Genomic DNA, 15,110 nt, shown 5'->3' with positions numbered 1-15,110 from the left:
TCCGGTGCAGTCCCGTGCACCCGGCATATCCGGATGCATCCGCACTTGCCTCGATAATCACGATAATTCCGTCGGGGCTCACGAAGCGAGGGCCCGCCGGTGCGGCACCGGCGGGCCCTTGTGCGTCGGGGCCGGGAGCGATCCGGGGCCTCAGCCGCCGGACGTCAACCGGACGGGTTCCGTCCCGGCCGCGCTGTGCCGTTCCGCCCAGTTCTCCAGGGCCGTACGGCAGGCGTGGTCCAGATGGTGCAGCCCGGCCAGATCCAGCCGCACCGGCCGGTCCTGCGGCAGCGCCTCCAGACTTTCGAGGATCTTCGGCAGTCGCAGGAACGTCGCATTGCCCGACAGATACGCCTGCACGGGACCCGCGCCCTTGTCTATGACCTCCAGCCGGACGTGCGAGGCCTCCCACGCCGTCTTCAGCACGGCCAGCGCGAGCCCGATGAGCACGCCCTCGAACATGCTGATCGCCACGATGGACACCGCGGTGACCAGCAGGATCAGCGCCTCGCCCCGATGCTCGCGCCACAGTGCCACCAGTGGTCGTACGGGGACCAGCTTGGCGCCGGAGTACACGAGAACACCGGCCAGCGCCGGGATCGGGATGTACGCCAGCGCTGACGGCAGCAGCGCCGCGAACAGCAGCAGCCACACTCCGTGCAGCACCCGTGACGCCTTGGTGCGGGCGCCCGCCTGGACATTGGCCGCGCTGCGTACGATCACCGCGGTCATCGGCAGCGCCCCGAGCAGCCCGCACACCGCGTTGCCGGCGCCCTGCGCCATCAACTCCCTGTTGTACTGCGTGCGCGGACCGTCGTGGAGCCGGTCCACGGCGGCCGCACTGAAGAGCGACTCGGCGGACGCGATCAGCGTGAACGCCACGATCGTGCCGAGCAGCCCCGGGTTCGCCAGCTCGCCGAAGGCGCTCAGGGAGGGCGGTCGGACCGAGCCGAGCAGCCCCTTCACCTCGACCGTGGCCACCGGCAGTCCGAGGACCACGCCGGCGAGGGTGGCGAGGCCCACGGCGGCGAGCGGACCGGGCACCGTGCGCACCGCGCGCGGCAGGTGCCTCCACAGCACGAGGACGACGACGGTGCCCGCGCCGAGGGCCAGGGAGGCCAGCGTCCGGGTGCTCGACGCGGCGTCGATCAGCGCCCAGGGCAGCCCGGCTATCTTGCCCGGGCCCGAGGCCGGGGCCTTCGCCCCGAGCACGGAGTACAGCTGTCCCGCGATCAGCACCAGGCCGATGCCGGCCAGCATGCCCTCCACGACGGAGACCGAGATGGCGCGGAACCAGCGCCCGAGCCTCAGCGCGCCCATGAGCAGCTGGAGCACACCGGTGGCGAGCACGATCACACCCAGCAGCGGCAGTCCGAACTCCCTTACCGCTTCGAAGACCAGCACGGTCAGTCCGGCCGCGGGACCGGACACCTGGAGGCTGCTGCCGCGTAGCACTCCGGTGACCAGACCGCCCACGATGCCGGTGATCAGGCCGAGTTCGGCGGGCACGCCGGAGGCGACGGCCACGCCCACGCACAGCGGGAGCGCGACCAGGAAGACGACGAGTGAGGCGGTGAAGTCCTGCCTGAGATAGGGGAATGCGCGCATCGGGCCGCTCACAGGGCTTCGAAGGTGTCGGTGGCGCTGCGGTGTTCGTGCACGGCTCCGGTGTGCACCTCGTAGTACCAGCCGTGCAGACGCAACAGGCCTGTCGCCAGCCGCTGTTCCACGCACGGGTAGGACCGCAGGCGCAGCAACTGGGCGAGCACGTGATTCTGTACGGCGTCCGCGACCGCCGGGTCCTCCGCGTCGGCCGCCCGCGGCTCGGGCGCGGCGTGCGCCAGCCAGTCGCGCACGGCGGGGACGGCGGTGAGGTCGTCGCCGCGCACCAGCGCGCCGACGGCACCGCAGTGGGAGTGGCCGCAGACGACGACGTCCCTGACGCCGAGCACCTCCACGGCGTATTCGATGGTGGCCGCCTCGCTGGTGGGGTGCACGGAGGCGTAGGGGGGCACGATGTTGCCCGCGGTGCGCAGTTCGAAGAGTTCACCGGGCCGGGCTCCGGTGATCAGGGCAGGCACGACCCGGGAGTCGGAGCAGGTGATGAACAGGACCTGCGGGGACTGGCCCTCGGCCAGCCGGGCGAACTCCTCGGGGCGCTGTCCGTGCGCACGGGCGTGATCGATGAGGGGCTGCATTGTCAGTTCCTCCTGGCGCGCTTCGTTCGGCGCGTCGGCGTACGAGAACGTGGCATATGCGGGTACGGCGACATGGCCCCACGTCGACGCGCTCGGCCAACGTGGCGTGGTGAGGGCGCTGTCAGTCCGTACCGGACGGACGGCTCAGCAGCGGAACACCTGGAGTGCCGCGGGAGTGTGAGCCGTCGAGGGTCTGGATATGTGCGGCGCGGCGGGCCGGGCGGCCGGGGCGTCGCACTCCGACGACATCGGCGCGGGATTCCCCGGCACCGGCTCCACGGCCGTGCGATGACGGTCGCGGGTGCGCAGCGGGCCGGCCGGGACCGCAGGATGCCCGGTCCCGCCGTGGAGGACGGTCTCGTCCGTGTCGTCCGCGCGCTTGTGCGTGACCGGTTCCGGGGAGCCGGCGGCGGTCAGCTGGGTCCGGTGCGCGGAGGCGAAGGAGGGGGTGGGCGTGAAGAGCTGCAGGGCGAGCAGGAGGACGGACAGCGCCGTCAGCACCCACCGGACCGTCGTGCCGCGAACCATGCGCCCCCCTTCCCACCGTGTGCGTGCGTCACTGATGACGTGACCAACACGTTAACCCGGCCGGCTCGTTTGCAGGGTTAACTTCACGTTTCAGGTAAAGGACAGCCCAAAAACCGAGGTGAGGATGGCCGGAACGCGCCGACGGCGCACAACCGTTCAGGACTGTTACGCCTTTACGAGACCCTTTGCGTCGCGAGCGAGAGCGGTGAGACGGGAGATCGCGCGGAAGTACTTCTTGCGGTAACCGCCCTTCAGCATCTCCTCGCTGAACAACTGGTCGAACGGCAGCCCGGAGGCGAGCACCGGCACCTCCCGGTCGTAGAGCCGGTCCGCGAGCACGACCAGCCGCAGCGCCGTCGACTGGTCCGGCACCGGCCCGACGTCGGTCAGGCAGACGGCCCTCACCCCGTCGGTCAGCGCGCCGTAGCGGCTCGGGTGGACCCGGGCGAGGTGCTCCAGGAGGTCGGGGAAGGCGTCGAGCGAGGCGCCCTCGGTGGCGTATGCCGTCTTCTCGACCTGCTCCTCGGTGAACGGCGCCGGGGCCTCGGGCAGACCGCGGTGTCGGTAATCCTCGCCGTCGATGCGCAGCGCGCGGAAGTGCGCGGACAGGCCCTGGATCTCCCGCAGGAAGTCGGCGGCGGCGAACCGGCCCTCACCGAGCTTGCCCGGCAGGGTGTTGGAGGTGGCGGCGAGGGCGACGCCCGCCTCGACGAGCTTGCCGAGCAGGGTGGAGACGAGGACGGTGTCGCCGGGGTCGTCGAGCTCGAACTCGTCGATGCACAGCAGACGGTGCCCGGAGAGCGTCCGGACCGTCTGCTGGAAGCCGAGCGCGCCGACCAGGTTGGTCAGCTCCACGAAGGTGCCGAAGGCCTTGAGCTCGGGCTCGGCCGGGGTGGCGTGCCACAGGGAGGCGAGCAGATGGGTCTTGCCGACGCCGTAGCCGCCGTCGAGGTAGACACCGCGGGGGCCGGCCGGGGCCTTGGGGGACTTCGCCTTCCCGAAGCCGAGGAACGAGCGCCTGGCGGGCGCGGCCGGGGCCCCGCCGAGACCCGTGGCGAAGCCCTCCAGGACGCGCACGGCCTCGCTCTGGCTGGGCTGGTTCGGGTCCGGGATGTACGTCGAGAAGCGGACCGAGTCGAAACGAGGGGGCGGCACCATCTCGGCGACGAGCCGGTCGGCGGGGACGTGCGGCTCGCGGGCGCACAGGGACAACGGGACCGCTTCGGCTATCGGTTCGATCCCGGTGGCGGCGGAGGAGGAGGACACGGTTACCCATGCTAAAGGCCGTGCCACACTGCACGTCATGCGACGCCTGTTCCCTGTGACCGACCAGACAGCGCCCCGACCCGGTGACACGCCCCCCGGCGGTGCGGAGGCCGGCCCGGTGGGTGGGCCCCCCGCCACGGACACCGCCGACCGGGAGTGGAGCCTTCAGGAGCTGGCCGCGGCGTACGCCTACCCCGAGCCCGGCCCAGGCGGCCGGGAGCCCTGGCTGCGCGCCAACATGGTCACCACCCTCGACGGCGCCGCCCAGCACGAGGGGCGCTCCCAGCCCATCTCCAACGCCGCCGACATGCGGATCTTCGGCACGCTGCGGGGGCTCGCGGACGTCGTGCTGGTGGGCGCCGAGACGGTACGGCAGGAGGGCTATCGCCCGGCACGCGCGCGTGCGGCCTTCGCGGGGCTCCGGGAGGCGGCCGGGCAGGCTCCCGCGCCGGCGATCGCCGTGGTCAGCGCCGGTCTCGACCTGGACTTCTCCTGGCCGCTGTTCACCTCGCCCCTGGTGCCCACGCTGGTGCTGACCGGGGCCGCCGCGGCGCCGGACCGGGTGGCCGCGGCCGAGCGGGCGGGTGCCCGTGTGCTGATCGCCGGGGACGGCATGGGGGTGGATCCCGCCCGCGCCGTACGCGCCCTGGCGGATCTCGGGATGACCCGGCTGCTCACCGAGGGCGGCCCGCGTCTGCTCGGGCAGCTGATCGCCGCGGGGGTCCTGGACGAGCTGTGTCTGACGGTCTCCCCGATGCTTACGGCGGGTGACGCGCAGCGGATCGCCGGGGGCCCCTCGGTGGCGGTGCCCGAGCGCCTCGGGCTGGTGTCGCTGCTGGAGGAGGAGGGATTCCTCTTCGGCCGCTACCGCCGGACCTGACGGCGTTCGGCCGCTGCGACCGGACCTGACGTGGACGACCCCGGTCGGACCCGGCGGTCCTCCCCAGGCACACTAGATCTTGCCAACCCTGTGCGATCACGGGGCAGGATGGTTTCCGCAGGGCCTCTACGGCCCACGGACGACAGAGGCCCCCGGCGGGGTCCTCACAGGAAGGGGCGCCTGCCGTGTTCACGAGCGTACTGATGATCGAGAAGGCCCTCACGACGGCCGACGTGGAGTTCGTGACGACCTTGCACGGTGAGGAGCCGGTCGCCTTCCGTGTGCTGCTGCAGCCGCGCGGCGACCAGGCCGACCGCCTGCTGCGGGCCATCGACGACATTGCCCTCGGCGAGCTGGACGAGGCCGCGCACGAGCGGGAGACCCCGGAGGGCAAGGACGCCGCGGCCCTCGGGCAGCAGGCCCTGGAGGTGTCGCTGACCGCGCTGCGGGCGGCCGGCAGCGAGGCGGAGGGCCGCCTCATCGAGGACCACCCGTTGGACGCGCTGAAGAGGCTGGTCGACGAGGTCGACGCGGACGAGGTGATCGTGCTGACCGACCCGCACTACGTGGAGGAGTTCTTCCACCGCGACTGGGCGTCCAGGGCCCGGCACAAGGTGGGCGTGCCCGTACTGAAGCTGTTCTCGCACAGCAAGGCGTGAGCAGCGCGGAGAAAGTGTCGCGCGCGCGATACGACTAGGGTGGTGTGCCGCTCCACGTTCGCCGTACCCCTCCAGGAGACCCATATGGCCCCCGGCCTTCCCACCGCGATGGACCGACCGCACTTCATCGGCATCGGCGGCGCCGGAATGTCGGGCATCGCCAAGATCCTCGCGCAGCGCGGCGCCCGCGTGGCGGGCAGCGACGCCAAGGACTCGGCGACCGCCGAGGCCCTGCGGGCGCTGGGGGTGACCGTGCACATCGGGCACGCCGCCGAGCACCTCGCCGACGACGCCACCTGCGTGGTCGTCTCCTCCGCGATCCGGGCCGACAACCCGGAGCTGGCGCGCGCGGCGGAACTGGGCATCCCCGTGGTACACCGCTCGGACGCGCTCGCCCGCCTGATGGACGGCCTGCGCCCGATCGCGGTCGCCGGCACCCACGGCAAGACGACCACCACGTCGATGCTGGCGGTGTCCCTCACCGCGCTGGGCCTCGCCCCGTCGTACGCCATCGGCGGCGACCTGGACGCCCCCGGCTCCAACGCCCTGCACGGCGAGGGCGAGATCTTCGTCGCCGAGGCCGACGAGAGCGACCGCAGCTTCCACAAGTACGCGCCCGAGGTCGCGATCGTCCTCAACGTCGAGCTGGACCACCACGCGAACTACGCGTCCATGGAGGAGATCTACGAGTCCTTCCAGACCTTCGCGGGCAGGATCGTGCCCGGCGGCACACTGGTGATCACGGCCGACCACGAGGGTGCGCGCGAGCTGACGCGACGGCTGGACGGCTCGGTGCGCACGGTGACGTACGGCGAGTCGGAGGGCGCCGACGTACGCATCCTCTCGGTGGTGCCGCAGGGCCTGAAGAGCCGGGTGACGGTGGTCCTGGAGGGTGCGGAGCTGACCTTCACGGTCTCCGTCCCGGGCCGCCACTACGCGCACAACGCGGTCGCGGCGCTGGCGGCGGCCGTGGCGCTGGGCGTCCCGCCGGCCGAGCTGGCCCCGGCCCTGGCCGCGTACACGGGCGTCAAGCGCCGCCTCCAGCTGAAGGGCGAGGAGGCCGGCGTCCAGGTCATCGACTCCTACGCGCACCACCCCACGGAGATGACCGCGGACCTGGAGGCGATGCGGGCCGCGGCCGACGGCTCCCGCATCCTGGTCGTCTTCCAGCCCCACCTCTTCTCCCGCACCCAGGAACTGGGCAAGGAGATGGGCGCGGCGCTGGCCCTCGCGGACGCCTCCGTGGTCCTGGACATCTACCCGGCCCGCGAGGACCCCATCCCGGGCGTGACGAGCGAGCTGATCATCGCGGCGGCCCGGGCCGCGGGCGCCGACGTGCAGGCCGTCCACGACAAGGCGGAGGTCCCCGAGACGGTGGCGGGAATGGTGAAGCCCGGTGATCTGGTTCTCACCATGGGCGCGGGCGATGTCACCGACCTCGGCCCGCACATCCTGGACCGTCTGTCGAAGTAAGGGGCTGACACAGCATGGCGTACAACGTCGAGAAGCCGGACGAGCAGTGGCGCGCGGAGCTGAACCCGTCCGAGTACGCGGTCTTGCGTCAGGCCGCGACGGAGCCCGCCTTCACCGGTGAGTACACCGACACCAAGACCAAGGGTGTCTACTCCTGTCGGGCCTGTGGTGCCGAACTCTTCACCTCGGGAACGAAGTTCGAGTCCCACTGCGGCTGGCCGTCCTTCTACGACCCGAAGGACACCGACGCGGTGGAACTGGTCGAGGACCGCTCGCACGGGATGGTCCGCACTGAGGTGCGCTGCGCCCGCTGCGGATCGCACCTCGGGCATGTCTTCGAGGGCGAGGGTTACGCGACCCCGACCGACCAGAGGTACTGCATCAACTCGATCTCTCTGCGGCTGGCCCCGGACTCCGACGAGGGCTGACCGGCGCGGCGGCCGCGGACGACCGCGGCCCCGAGAGGTCTTGAGCCCCGGACGCTGATCGTTTCCGGGGCTCTCGTGCGAATTCCGGGGCGACGGCGGGGTGGCCGCGCCCGTGCCCGAGTCGGTGAGCAGCATCTCGCCTCGGGGCGCAGAGGGTGGCGGCAAGGGCAGGATTCGAACCTACGTCCACCCGGAGAACGAGCCGGGCGCTCCTCCGCAGAGCTTCCTCGCCGCCGTCCCGATTCTCGTCAGGCGCGGCGGCCCCGGCAACTGATTTACGGCCCGGCACTGCCGGAACGTCACAGCCATTCCTCGGTGGCGGCGCGCTTTCCCCGGCCCGAGAACACTCCGGCGGACCGCAGAGCGCTCGCCATGAGCGGATCGCCGACGGCCACGCCGTGCACCAGCTCCGGCGTGCGGCTGAAGCGGACGGCCTCCGCGGCCGGCCGGGGTGCGGTCCAGCCGCCGACCACCGGGTCCACACCGTGTCGCGCGCAGGCTGCCTCGACCATGGAGCGGAGACACTCCTTCTCGCCCCGGAGGACTTCCCACGGCCGGGGCAGTTCCGCCCACACGTACGTGTCGGGGTGCAGGCCGCCGCCGCTCCTGCGGTGCCAGTAGGCCACGTCCGCCGCCATCAGCCGGGGGACCTTGCCCGGGCACACGCGGTTCAGGACCTCCTCCTGGCCCAGCTCGGTCATCAGCGCGAACCAATGCGCTCGGGCGGTGCTCCAGGCCTGCGCAGCCTGGTTCCAAGTCGAGGAATCGTCGCCACGCCGCACGATCATGCTCTCAGGCTCGAAACCGGAGCGGTTCCAGGCGTCCTCGAGCAGCTCGGCCACCTCGCGCAGAAAGCGGTTCCAGCGGACGAGGAGCCGGACCAGCTCCTCGTCGGACACGTGCCCCAGCACCTCGGCGGTGGGGTGTACGTGAGCGACGGCGTACCAGTTCGTCTGCTCGGGCGCCGCACGCAGGCGTCCGAAGAGCGCGTCGGCGACCTCGTCGTACGGGCGGCGCTGTGTGCCGTTGGTGAAGATGCTGCGCATGTTCGCGCGGGCAGTGAAGTAGGCGATGAAGGCTGCGGTGTCCGGATCGGCGGCGAAGAGGTCGTACGGCAGGGTGTGGGCCAGCGCGCCTTTGCCGGTCATGGTGACCTCGCGGCGGCGCTGCTCGTGGATGAGCCGGCCCATTTTCGCCTCCATCCGCCGCAGCAGCCGGAAACGCTTGTTGTACTGGCGCTTGGAGATCTCGCTGATGCCGGCTGCGGCGCGCTCGGCGCGATTCAGCCGGTCCAGGCCGAAGTCGTTCTCCCCGTACTGCCGACAGATCTCCTCGCCGGCCCGGCGGATGACCGCCTCGATCTCCGAAGGATCTTCCCCGGTTCCCTCCGGGAGGTCGGGCACGGAGGCGAACAGCGTCGCTGCGCGGTGGAGCTGCCGCCGCGCGCCGATGGGCTGCGCGAACTCCTCGAGCATGGAGGTGTAGCCGTGCCACAGCATGCGCAGCGAATGCGCAGAGGCCTTCTCCAGAGCCGCGGCGGTGGCAGGATCCAGCGTGACCTGCCGGGCGGCGAAGAGGTCCTGGATCAGCTGGGCCATGTCCTCGGGACGCTTGCGGAGACCGAGCGAGGCATGCAATTCGCGCAGCAGTTGCTCGGTGTGGTGCGACGGCATACGGCACACCCTGCCATCACGCGTACGGGACCTCCACCGGTTAATTGTGCCGTCTCATGACATCGGTTCCCTCCTTTCAGGCCTGACGGGCGCAGGAGGCAAGGCGGTCAGCGAACGCGATGACGAGGTCGCGCAGTTCATCGGGGCGCTCGATGACGAACGGCCGGTCAAGCGAGGCGAGTACCGGCGGCAGCCAGTCGAGGCTTTCCGCCCGTAGCTCGACTCGCAGCCAACGCTCGGTCGCCGGATCCGCGCCTGCCGTGGGAGCAGGCTCCTCAAGGCTCGCAACGCCGGCCGGAAGGCGGGCGCGGATCTGATCGACCGTCCCCTGGATCCGCAACGTCACCGCATACCGGTACTCAGCCGTGGCGAACCCTGCCAACAGGCGTTGTGCCGGCTCGAGTCCGGCGGGCGCTTCGAACGAGCCGGGCAGGATTCTCGCGCTCGCGATGCGATCGAGCCGGAAGGTCCGGTCCTCGCCGATCCCGGGATCCGTGCCCGTGACGTACCACCGGCCCGAATGGGCGACGATCCCGTACGCGTGCAGCTGGCGTTCGCTGTGTCGGCCGTCCCGGTCGGTGTATCTGATCGAGACCGGTCGTCGGTGGCGTACCGCATCGGCGACGGTGAGCAGGACCTCGGCGTCCGGGTTTGCGAACTCGCCGGGCGGAGCTGTGAATGCGAGGGATTCCAGGACCGTGTCCAGCCTGCGGGCCAAGCGCTCGGGCAGCACCCTGCGGATCTTGGCCGCTGCCGTCTCGCTCGCCGTGTCCGACGTCGTCATCAGCCCCGTTCGGCGGCCGGCGACCAGGCCGAGCAGTGCGGCGAGCGCCTCGTCGTCGCTGAGCATGAGCGGAGGCAAGCGGTGTCCGGGGGCGAGCCGGTACCCGCCGTAGCGGCCCCGCACCGCCTCCACCGGCACGTCGAGGTCGATCAGCTGGTCCACATACCGCCGCACGGTCCGTCCGTCGACGCCGAGCCGGTCGGCGAGTTCGGCCACCGTCCGGACGCCGCCCGACTGCAGCAGCTCCAGGAGAGTCAGCACGCGCCCGGTAGGTCGAGACATGATTCGGAGCTTAACGCGAATACCGGACCGATTCTGTCCACTATTTGTCCTAGTCTGCGGATCGCAGCGGCTCCATCAACCTGGGAGATCACCATGGACTTCGTTTCGATCCGCATCATCACCGGCGACGTCGCGCGCCTCGTCGAGTTCTACGAGAAGGCCACAGGGGTACTGGCGACATGGGCCACCGAGGACTTCGCCGAACTCAACACCCCCAGCGCCACCCTCGCGATCGCCGGCACCCGCACCGTCCCACTGTTCGCTCCGGGGGCCGGCCGCCCGGCGGACAACCACAGCGTGATCATCGAGTTCCTCGTCGACGACGTGGACCGCGTGCACGGGAACCTGACCGGCTTTGTCGCCGACTTCGTCAACGAGCCCACCACGATGCCCTGGGGCAATCGGTCGCTGCTCTTCCGCGACCCCGACGGCAATCTCGTCAACTTCTTCACCCCGGTCACCCCGGCCGCCATCGAGAAGTTCGCTCGCTGACGCCGGACACGGCTGACATCGGACGGCTCGCGTAGCCGTATCTGCGAGGAAGAAGGCCCTACCCCTGCCGCAGGGGCCAGGGTCTTCTCGCGTTTCGGCGGGCGGATGCGTTTGTGAGGGCGTGCTGCCTGGGTACCGTTGCCCACGGAGGTGGTGGCCCGTGAGCCCGTCCCCCGTGGGGCCGGCCGTCGGCACCGGACCGGCGGCGGTGCTCGCGCTGACCGGGGACCTCGCGCGCCCGGTCCGGCTGACCGTGCCCGACCTCGGCGCCTGGCCCCAGCACCGGTTGGGGGTGACCTTCGAATGCGCCACCAGCGGCGTACGGCGACACCGGTTCACCGGCCCGCTGCTGTACGACGTGCTGTCCGCCGCGGGCCCCGGCTTCGACCCCGCCCGGCGCAAGGACCGGCTCCGCTTCCTGATCGCCGTGAGGGGCGCGGACGGTCATCATGTGCTGTTGTCCTGGGCCGAGATCGACCCCGACTTCGGGCATGCGCCCGTGCTGCTCGCGGGCAGCATCGACGACACCCCGCTCGACCGGGCGGGGCCCCAACTGGTGCTGCCCCAGGACCGCTGCGGGGCGCGGTACGTCAGCGGCGTCAACGCGATCCGGGTGGACGGCGCCTTCCAGGCGTGGGCCTGACGGCGACGGCGGCGCTCCCGGCGCAGGGCGCGGGCGGCTGCCTCTGATCGCTCCCGTGGGGCCGACTGCCAGGTCACCCGCCATGAAGCCGCAACACTCGCCGTCTACACTCTCCCCGCAACGGTCCGTGCGACATCGGCCGGGGATCGGGCCGCTCCTGCCACACCCGAAGGGTATTCGGCGCTTTGATACGGATAGATTCAGTCACCAAGCGGTACCCGGACGGCACGGTGGCGGTCGACCGGCTGTCCCTGGAGATACCGGACCGCTCGATCACCGTCCTGGTCGGCCCCTCCGGCTGCGGCAAGACCACGACCCTCCGCATGATCAACCGGATGATCGAGCCGAGCGAGGGCACGATCACCATCGACGGCGTCGACATCGGCCGGCAGCCCGTGAACTCGCTGCGCCGGTCCATGGGTTACGTCATTCAGAACGCGGGCCTCTTCCAGCACCGCACCATCGTCGACAACATCGCGACCGTGCCCCGGCTGCTCGGCTGGGGCAGGGACCGTGCCCGCACGCGCGCCCGGGAGCTGATGGATCGGGTCGGCCTCGACGTGTCGCTCGCCAAGCGCTACCCCTATCAGCTCTCCGGCGGACAGCAGCAGCGCGTCGGCGTGGCGCGGGCGCTCGCCGCGGACCCGCCGGTGCTGCTGATGGACGAGCCGTTCTCCGCCGTCGACCCGATCGTACGCAAGGGCCTTCAGGAGGAACTCCTCCGGATCCAGGACGAGTTGGGCAAGACCATCGTCTTCGTCACCCATGACATCGACGAGGCGATCCGGCTCGGCACGATGGTCGCCGTGCTGCGCACCGGTGGCCGGCTCGCCCAGTTCGCCCCGCCCGCCGAACTGCTCTCCGCCCCGGCCGACTCCTTCGTGGAGGACTTCCTCGGTACGGACCGGGGCATTCGGCGGCTGTCCTTCTTCGCCTCCGGGGAACTGGCGTTGACGAAGACCCCGATCGTCGCCGTCGACTCCACCGCCGAACAGATCGCCTCCCGCACCACCCCGGAGGCGCCGTACCTTCTCGTCACCGACCTCGACGGCAGGCCGCTCGGCTGGAGCGAGCCGGAGAAGCTGGTCGCGGGGGACATCGCGCCGGAGCGACTGCTGCCGTACGGGCGGCCGTTCGTCCATGGCCGGGACTCGCTGCGTGCCGCGCTCGACGGCGCCGTGCTGTCGCCCACCGGCTGGGCGGTCGCCGTGGACGGCGAGGGCCGGGTGGCGGGCGTCGTGTCGCAGCAGACCGTCGGCGAGGCCATCCGCAGCGCCCATGCCGCGGGCGCGCCGGTGGACGGGCGGGACGACAAGCGGGAGGACGCACGGAAGGAGAAGGCCGCCGGATGAACCGGTTCTTCGACATCCCGAGCGACCTCCAGCACAGCTGGCTCGGCCTGATCGGGCTGCATCTGCGGGAGGCCCTGCTGCCCGTCCTGGCCGGCCTGGCCGCGGCCCTGCCGATCGCCCAGCTGTGCGTGCGGTTCCGCTGGCTGTACCCGCCGGTGCTCGGCGTGACGACCGTGCTCTACGCCATCCCGTCGCTGGCCTTCTTCGTCGTCCTCATCGACTACACCGGCCAGACCGAGCTGACCGTCATGATCCCGCTGGCCGTCTACAGCCTGGTCGTCCTGGTCCCGGCGATCGTCGACGGTGTCCGCTCGGTGCCCCAGGAGACCCTCGACGCGGCCGCCGCCATGGGCTTCGGGCCGCTGCGCCGCTATGTCCAGGTGCAGTTGCCGATCGCCGTGCCCGCCATTCTCGCGGGCCTGAGGGTCGCGACCGTGTCCAGCATCAGCCTGGTCAGCGTCGGCATGCTGATCGGCAACCAGGGCGCGCTGGGCAACCTGCTCAACGACGCGAACATCTACCACCGGCCCGAGCTGGCCTGGAACTCCGTGCTCACCACGGCGGTCCTCGCCATCCTCGCGGACGGCCTGCTGGTCCTCGTACGCGTCCTGCTGACCCCCTGGATGCCGCGGGGCACGGGCCGCGGACGGGCGAAGGGCGCCGAGGCCCGGCCCGAACGGGCCCTGCCCGCCCTGGAGGAGGCCGTCCGGTGAACGTACTCCACTTCGTCAACGCCTTCTTCAGCGACAGCGCCCACTGGCACGGCTACGACGGCATCCCGCACCGCCTGCTCGAACACGTCCGGTACTCGCTCATCGCGCTCGCCGTCGCCGCCGCGATCGGGCTGCCGGTCGGCCTGATCACCGGTCACACCGGACGCGGCGGCAACACGCTCGCCCTGATCGCCACCGCCGCCCGGGCGCTCCCCAGCTTCGGCCTGCTGGTGCTGATGTTCATCCTGCTCGGGTTCGGGTTGCTGCCCGTGATGATCCCGCTGGTCGTGCTCGCCGTACCGCCGATCCTGGTGACCACGTACGAGGCCGTGCGCTCCGTCGACCCGTCACCCGTGGACGCCGCGCGGGGCATGGGGATGACCGAGCCGCGGATCCTCTTCCAGGTCGAGGTGCCCGTCGCGCTGCCGCTGATCCTGAGCGGTCTGCGCTCGGCGGCCATCCAGATCGTGTCCACGGCCACCATCGCCGCCTACGTCAGCCTCGGCGGCATCGGCCGGTACATCGTCGACGGGCTCTACCAGCGCGACTACGAGAAGGTCGTGGGCGGCGCCACGCTGGTGGCCGTACTGGCGCTGGTGACCCTCGGCGTGTTCTGGGCGGTGGCGCGGACCGCCGTGTCGCCCGGGGTGCGCAGAAGCGCCTGACGGCAGGTACGAGGGCCCGGAGGGAACATCCTCCGGGCCCTCGTCCGTCCGGCTCATGCCTCCGTACGGGCCAGCGCCTGCTCCAGTACGACGAGCAGCGCGTCCCGCACCGAGCCGCGCTCCCGCGCGTCGAAGACGAGGACCGGGACGTGCGCGGCGACGTCCAGCGCCCAGCGGACCTCGTCCACGTCGTGCTCCACCTTGCCGTCGAAGGCGTTGAGGGCGACCGCGAACGGGATCCCGCGGTGCTCGAAGTAGTCCACGGCCGCGTAGCAGTCGTCGAGGCGACGGGTGTCGACGATGACGAGTCCGCCGACCGAGCCCTCCACGATGTCGTCCCACATGAACCCGAACCGCTCCTGGCCGGGCGTGCCGAACAGATACAGCTTCAGGGTCGGGTCGATGGTGATGCAGCCGAAGTCCATCGCGACCGTGGTCGTGGTCTTGCGCGGGGTGTGCGTGAGGTCGTCCACGCCCGCCGCGACCTCGGTGATGGCCGCCTCGGTGGTGAGCGGCTCGATCTCGGAGATCGAGCCGACGGCGGTGGTCTTGCCCACCCCGAATCCGCCCGCGATCACCATCTTGACCGGCAGCGGCGGTCGTACGGCGGTCTGCGTCCCGGCACCGCGGGGGACGGGTTCAGTCGGTGTCACGGAGTACCCCCCGGGAGTCGGGAACGGCCCGGAGGCCATCGATAACCCTGCGCAGAACGGATGCCTGGTGGGTGACGTCGGCCTGCGGCACATGCACCGTCAACTGCCCGGCGGCGCGCAGGTCCTCGGCCAGCACGCGGACCACGTTCAGATGCAGCCGCAGCCGGGACGCGATCTCCGCGATGGACTGCGGCTGTCTGCATGCGGCCACGATGTCGTGCTGCTCGAACGACAGCCCGTCGAGGGCCTCAAGGCCGGCGGCGGTGGCCACCACCTGGGTCTCGACGGGGACCGGCCGGCCGGACGTCGTGGGCGCCACCCGGCCGGCGGTGACCAGGAACGGCCGCACGGCGGGGGCGGGACCGACGGGCCCCGACCCGTCTTCCTCGCCGGCGCCGCGCGCACTGCGGCCGTCCGCCAT

General features: G+C 71.3%; 17 protein-coding genes and 1 tRNA gene. 9 read left to right on the top strand and 9 right to left on the bottom strand.

Features of this window, described 5'->3' with window-relative positions; genetic code table 11:
- Positions 1–150 precede the first annotated feature (150 nt).
- The 4 genes from AB0L95_RS02415 to zapE form a co-directional block, all read right to left on the bottom strand.
- On the bottom strand, positions 151–1,608 hold the full coding sequence (locus AB0L95_RS02415) for a SulP family inorganic anion transporter (protein WP_365155604.1): 1,458 nt from the start codon (positions 1,606–1,608) through the stop codon (positions 151–153).
- Between the two features lie 8 nt (positions 1,609–1,616).
- Positions 1,617–2,198, bottom strand: coding sequence for a carbonic anhydrase (locus AB0L95_RS02410; protein WP_365155602.1), 582 nt, complete (start codon positions 2,196–2,198; stop codon positions 1,617–1,619).
- A gap of 144 nt (positions 2,199–2,342) precedes the next feature.
- Entirely contained in the window at positions 2,343–2,726 is a 384-nt protein-coding gene (locus tag AB0L95_RS02405; RefSeq protein ID WP_365155599.1) for a hypothetical protein, read from the bottom strand.
- Positions 2,727–2,891: 165 nt separating this feature from the next.
- On the bottom strand, positions 2,892–3,992 hold the full coding sequence (zapE, locus tag AB0L95_RS02400) for a cell division protein ZapE (RefSeq protein WP_365155596.1): 1,101 nt from the start codon (positions 3,990–3,992) through the stop codon (positions 2,892–2,894).
- A 37-nt stretch (positions 3,993–4,029) separates the two neighbouring features.
- On the opposite strand from zapE, the gene AB0L95_RS02395 reads away from it, so the two are divergent.
- The 4 genes from AB0L95_RS02395 to msrB all read left to right on the top strand — a co-directional run bounded on the left by AB0L95_RS02395 (position 4,030) and on the right by msrB (position 7,432).
- The gene (locus AB0L95_RS02395) at positions 4,030–4,872 is read left to right on the top strand and encodes a pyrimidine reductase family protein (RefSeq protein WP_365155593.1); all 843 of its coding nucleotides are present in this window, start codon (positions 4,030–4,032) and stop codon (positions 4,870–4,872) included.
- Between the two features lie 185 nt (positions 4,873–5,057).
- Positions 5,058–5,531: an indole-3-glycerol phosphate synthase gene (locus AB0L95_RS02390; protein WP_365155590.1), complete on the top strand. Its 474-nt coding sequence runs from the start codon at positions 5,058–5,060 to the stop codon at positions 5,529–5,531.
- Between the two features lie 84 nt (positions 5,532–5,615).
- Positions 5,616–7,004, top strand: coding sequence for a UDP-N-acetylmuramate--L-alanine ligase (gene murC / locus AB0L95_RS02385; protein WP_365156477.1), 1,389 nt, complete (start codon positions 5,616–5,618; stop codon positions 7,002–7,004).
- Positions 7,005–7,018: 14 nt separating this feature from the next.
- Positions 7,019–7,432, top strand: coding sequence for a peptide-methionine (R)-S-oxide reductase MsrB (gene msrB / locus AB0L95_RS02380; protein WP_365155587.1), 414 nt, complete (start codon positions 7,019–7,021; stop codon positions 7,430–7,432).
- A gap of 156 nt (positions 7,433–7,588) precedes the next feature.
- Here the strand turns inward: msrB and AB0L95_RS02375 are convergent.
- From AB0L95_RS02375 to AB0L95_RS02365, 3 genes are all read right to left on the bottom strand, one after another.
- Positions 7,589–7,664, bottom strand: a tRNA-OTHER gene (locus tag AB0L95_RS02375).
- Between the two features lie 67 nt (positions 7,665–7,731).
- Positions 7,732–9,105: a hypothetical protein gene (locus tag AB0L95_RS02370; RefSeq protein WP_365155584.1), complete on the bottom strand. Its 1,374-nt coding sequence runs from the start codon at positions 9,103–9,105 to the stop codon at positions 7,732–7,734.
- A gap of 76 nt (positions 9,106–9,181) precedes the next feature.
- On the bottom strand, positions 9,182–10,171 hold the full coding sequence (locus tag AB0L95_RS02365; protein WP_365155581.1) for a YafY family protein: 990 nt from the start codon (positions 10,169–10,171) through the stop codon (positions 9,182–9,184).
- Between the two features lie 93 nt (positions 10,172–10,264).
- On the opposite strand from AB0L95_RS02365, the gene AB0L95_RS02360 reads away from it, so the two are divergent.
- From AB0L95_RS02360 to AB0L95_RS02340, 5 genes are all read left to right on the top strand, one after another.
- Positions 10,265–10,663 carry a VOC family protein gene (locus AB0L95_RS02360; RefSeq protein ID WP_365155578.1) on the top strand — a complete coding sequence of 133 codons (399 nt, stop codon included), beginning with the start codon at positions 10,265–10,267 and terminating at the stop codon, positions 10,661–10,663.
- Between the two features lie 160 nt (positions 10,664–10,823).
- A complete protein-coding gene (locus AB0L95_RS02355; protein WP_365155575.1) occupies positions 10,824–11,306 on the top strand; it encodes a molybdopterin-dependent oxidoreductase in 483 nt (160 codons plus the stop codon).
- 185 nt (positions 11,307–11,491) lie between these two features.
- Complete coding sequence (locus AB0L95_RS02350) at positions 11,492–12,658, top strand: ABC transporter ATP-binding protein (protein WP_365155572.1); 1,167 nt, start codon at positions 11,492–11,494, stop codon at positions 12,656–12,658.
- Complete coding sequence (locus AB0L95_RS02345; RefSeq protein ID WP_365155569.1) at positions 12,655–13,371, top strand: ABC transporter permease subunit; 717 nt, start codon at positions 12,655–12,657, stop codon at positions 13,369–13,371. Before AB0L95_RS02350 ends, AB0L95_RS02345 begins: the two co-directional genes overlap by 4 nt.
- Entirely contained in the window at positions 13,368–14,036 is a 669-nt protein-coding gene (locus AB0L95_RS02340; RefSeq protein WP_365155566.1) for an ABC transporter permease, read from the top strand. The genes AB0L95_RS02345 and AB0L95_RS02340 overlap by 4 nt, the downstream gene beginning before the upstream one ends.
- A 53-nt stretch (positions 14,037–14,089) precedes the next feature.
- Here the strand turns inward: AB0L95_RS02340 and AB0L95_RS02335 are convergent, their stop codons facing one another.
- Positions 14,090–14,689 (bottom strand): ATP/GTP-binding protein, encoded by a 600-nt coding sequence (locus AB0L95_RS02335; protein WP_365155562.1) that lies wholly within the window; start codon positions 14,687–14,689, stop codon positions 14,090–14,092.
- Complete coding sequence (locus AB0L95_RS02330; protein WP_365155559.1) at positions 14,676–15,110, bottom strand: DUF742 domain-containing protein; 435 nt, start codon at positions 15,108–15,110, stop codon at positions 14,676–14,678. Before AB0L95_RS02330 ends, AB0L95_RS02335 begins: the two co-directional genes overlap by 14 nt.

It is taken from the genome of Streptomyces sp. NPDC052036 (genome assembly GCF_040680495.1).
Lineage (GTDB): Bacteria > Actinomycetota > Actinomycetes > Streptomycetales > Streptomycetaceae > Streptomyces.
Note: the sequence above shows the minus strand (reverse complement) of the source record. Positions and strands in the feature narration are given on the sequence as shown.

Coding starts and splice junctions, on each gene's coding strand:
- AB0L95_RS02365 (WP_365155581.1), bottom strand. CDS start 10,171: ATGTCTCGACCTACCGGGCGCGTGCTGACTCTCCTGGAGCTGCTGCAG.
- AB0L95_RS02360 (WP_365155578.1), top strand. CDS start 10,265: ATGGACTTCGTTTCGATCCGCATCATCACCGGCGACGTCGCGCGCCTC.
- AB0L95_RS02415 (WP_365155604.1), bottom strand. CDS start 1,608: ATGCGCGCATTCCCCTATCTCAGGCAGGACTTCACCGCCTCACTCGTC.
- AB0L95_RS02395 (WP_365155593.1), top strand. CDS start 4,030: ATGCGACGCCTGTTCCCTGTGACCGACCAGACAGCGCCCCGACCCGGT.
- AB0L95_RS02405 (WP_365155599.1), bottom strand. CDS start 2,726: ATGGTTCGCGGCACGACGGTCCGGTGGGTGCTGACGGCGCTGTCCGTC.
- AB0L95_RS02370 (WP_365155584.1), bottom strand. CDS start 9,105: ATGCCGTCGCACCACACCGAGCAACTGCTGCGCGAATTGCATGCCTCG.
- AB0L95_RS02330 (WP_365155559.1), bottom strand. CDS start 15,110: ATGGCGGACGGCCGCAGTGCGCGCGGCGCCGGCGAGGAAGACGGGTCG.
- AB0L95_RS02345 (WP_365155569.1), top strand. CDS start 12,655: ATGAACCGGTTCTTCGACATCCCGAGCGACCTCCAGCACAGCTGGCTC.
- murC (WP_365156477.1), top strand. CDS start 5,616: ATGGCCCCCGGCCTTCCCACCGCGATGGACCGACCGCACTTCATCGGC.
- msrB (WP_365155587.1), top strand. CDS start 7,019: ATGGCGTACAACGTCGAGAAGCCGGACGAGCAGTGGCGCGCGGAGCTG.
- AB0L95_RS02410 (WP_365155602.1), bottom strand. CDS start 2,198: ATGCAGCCCCTCATCGATCACGCCCGTGCGCACGGACAGCGCCCCGAG.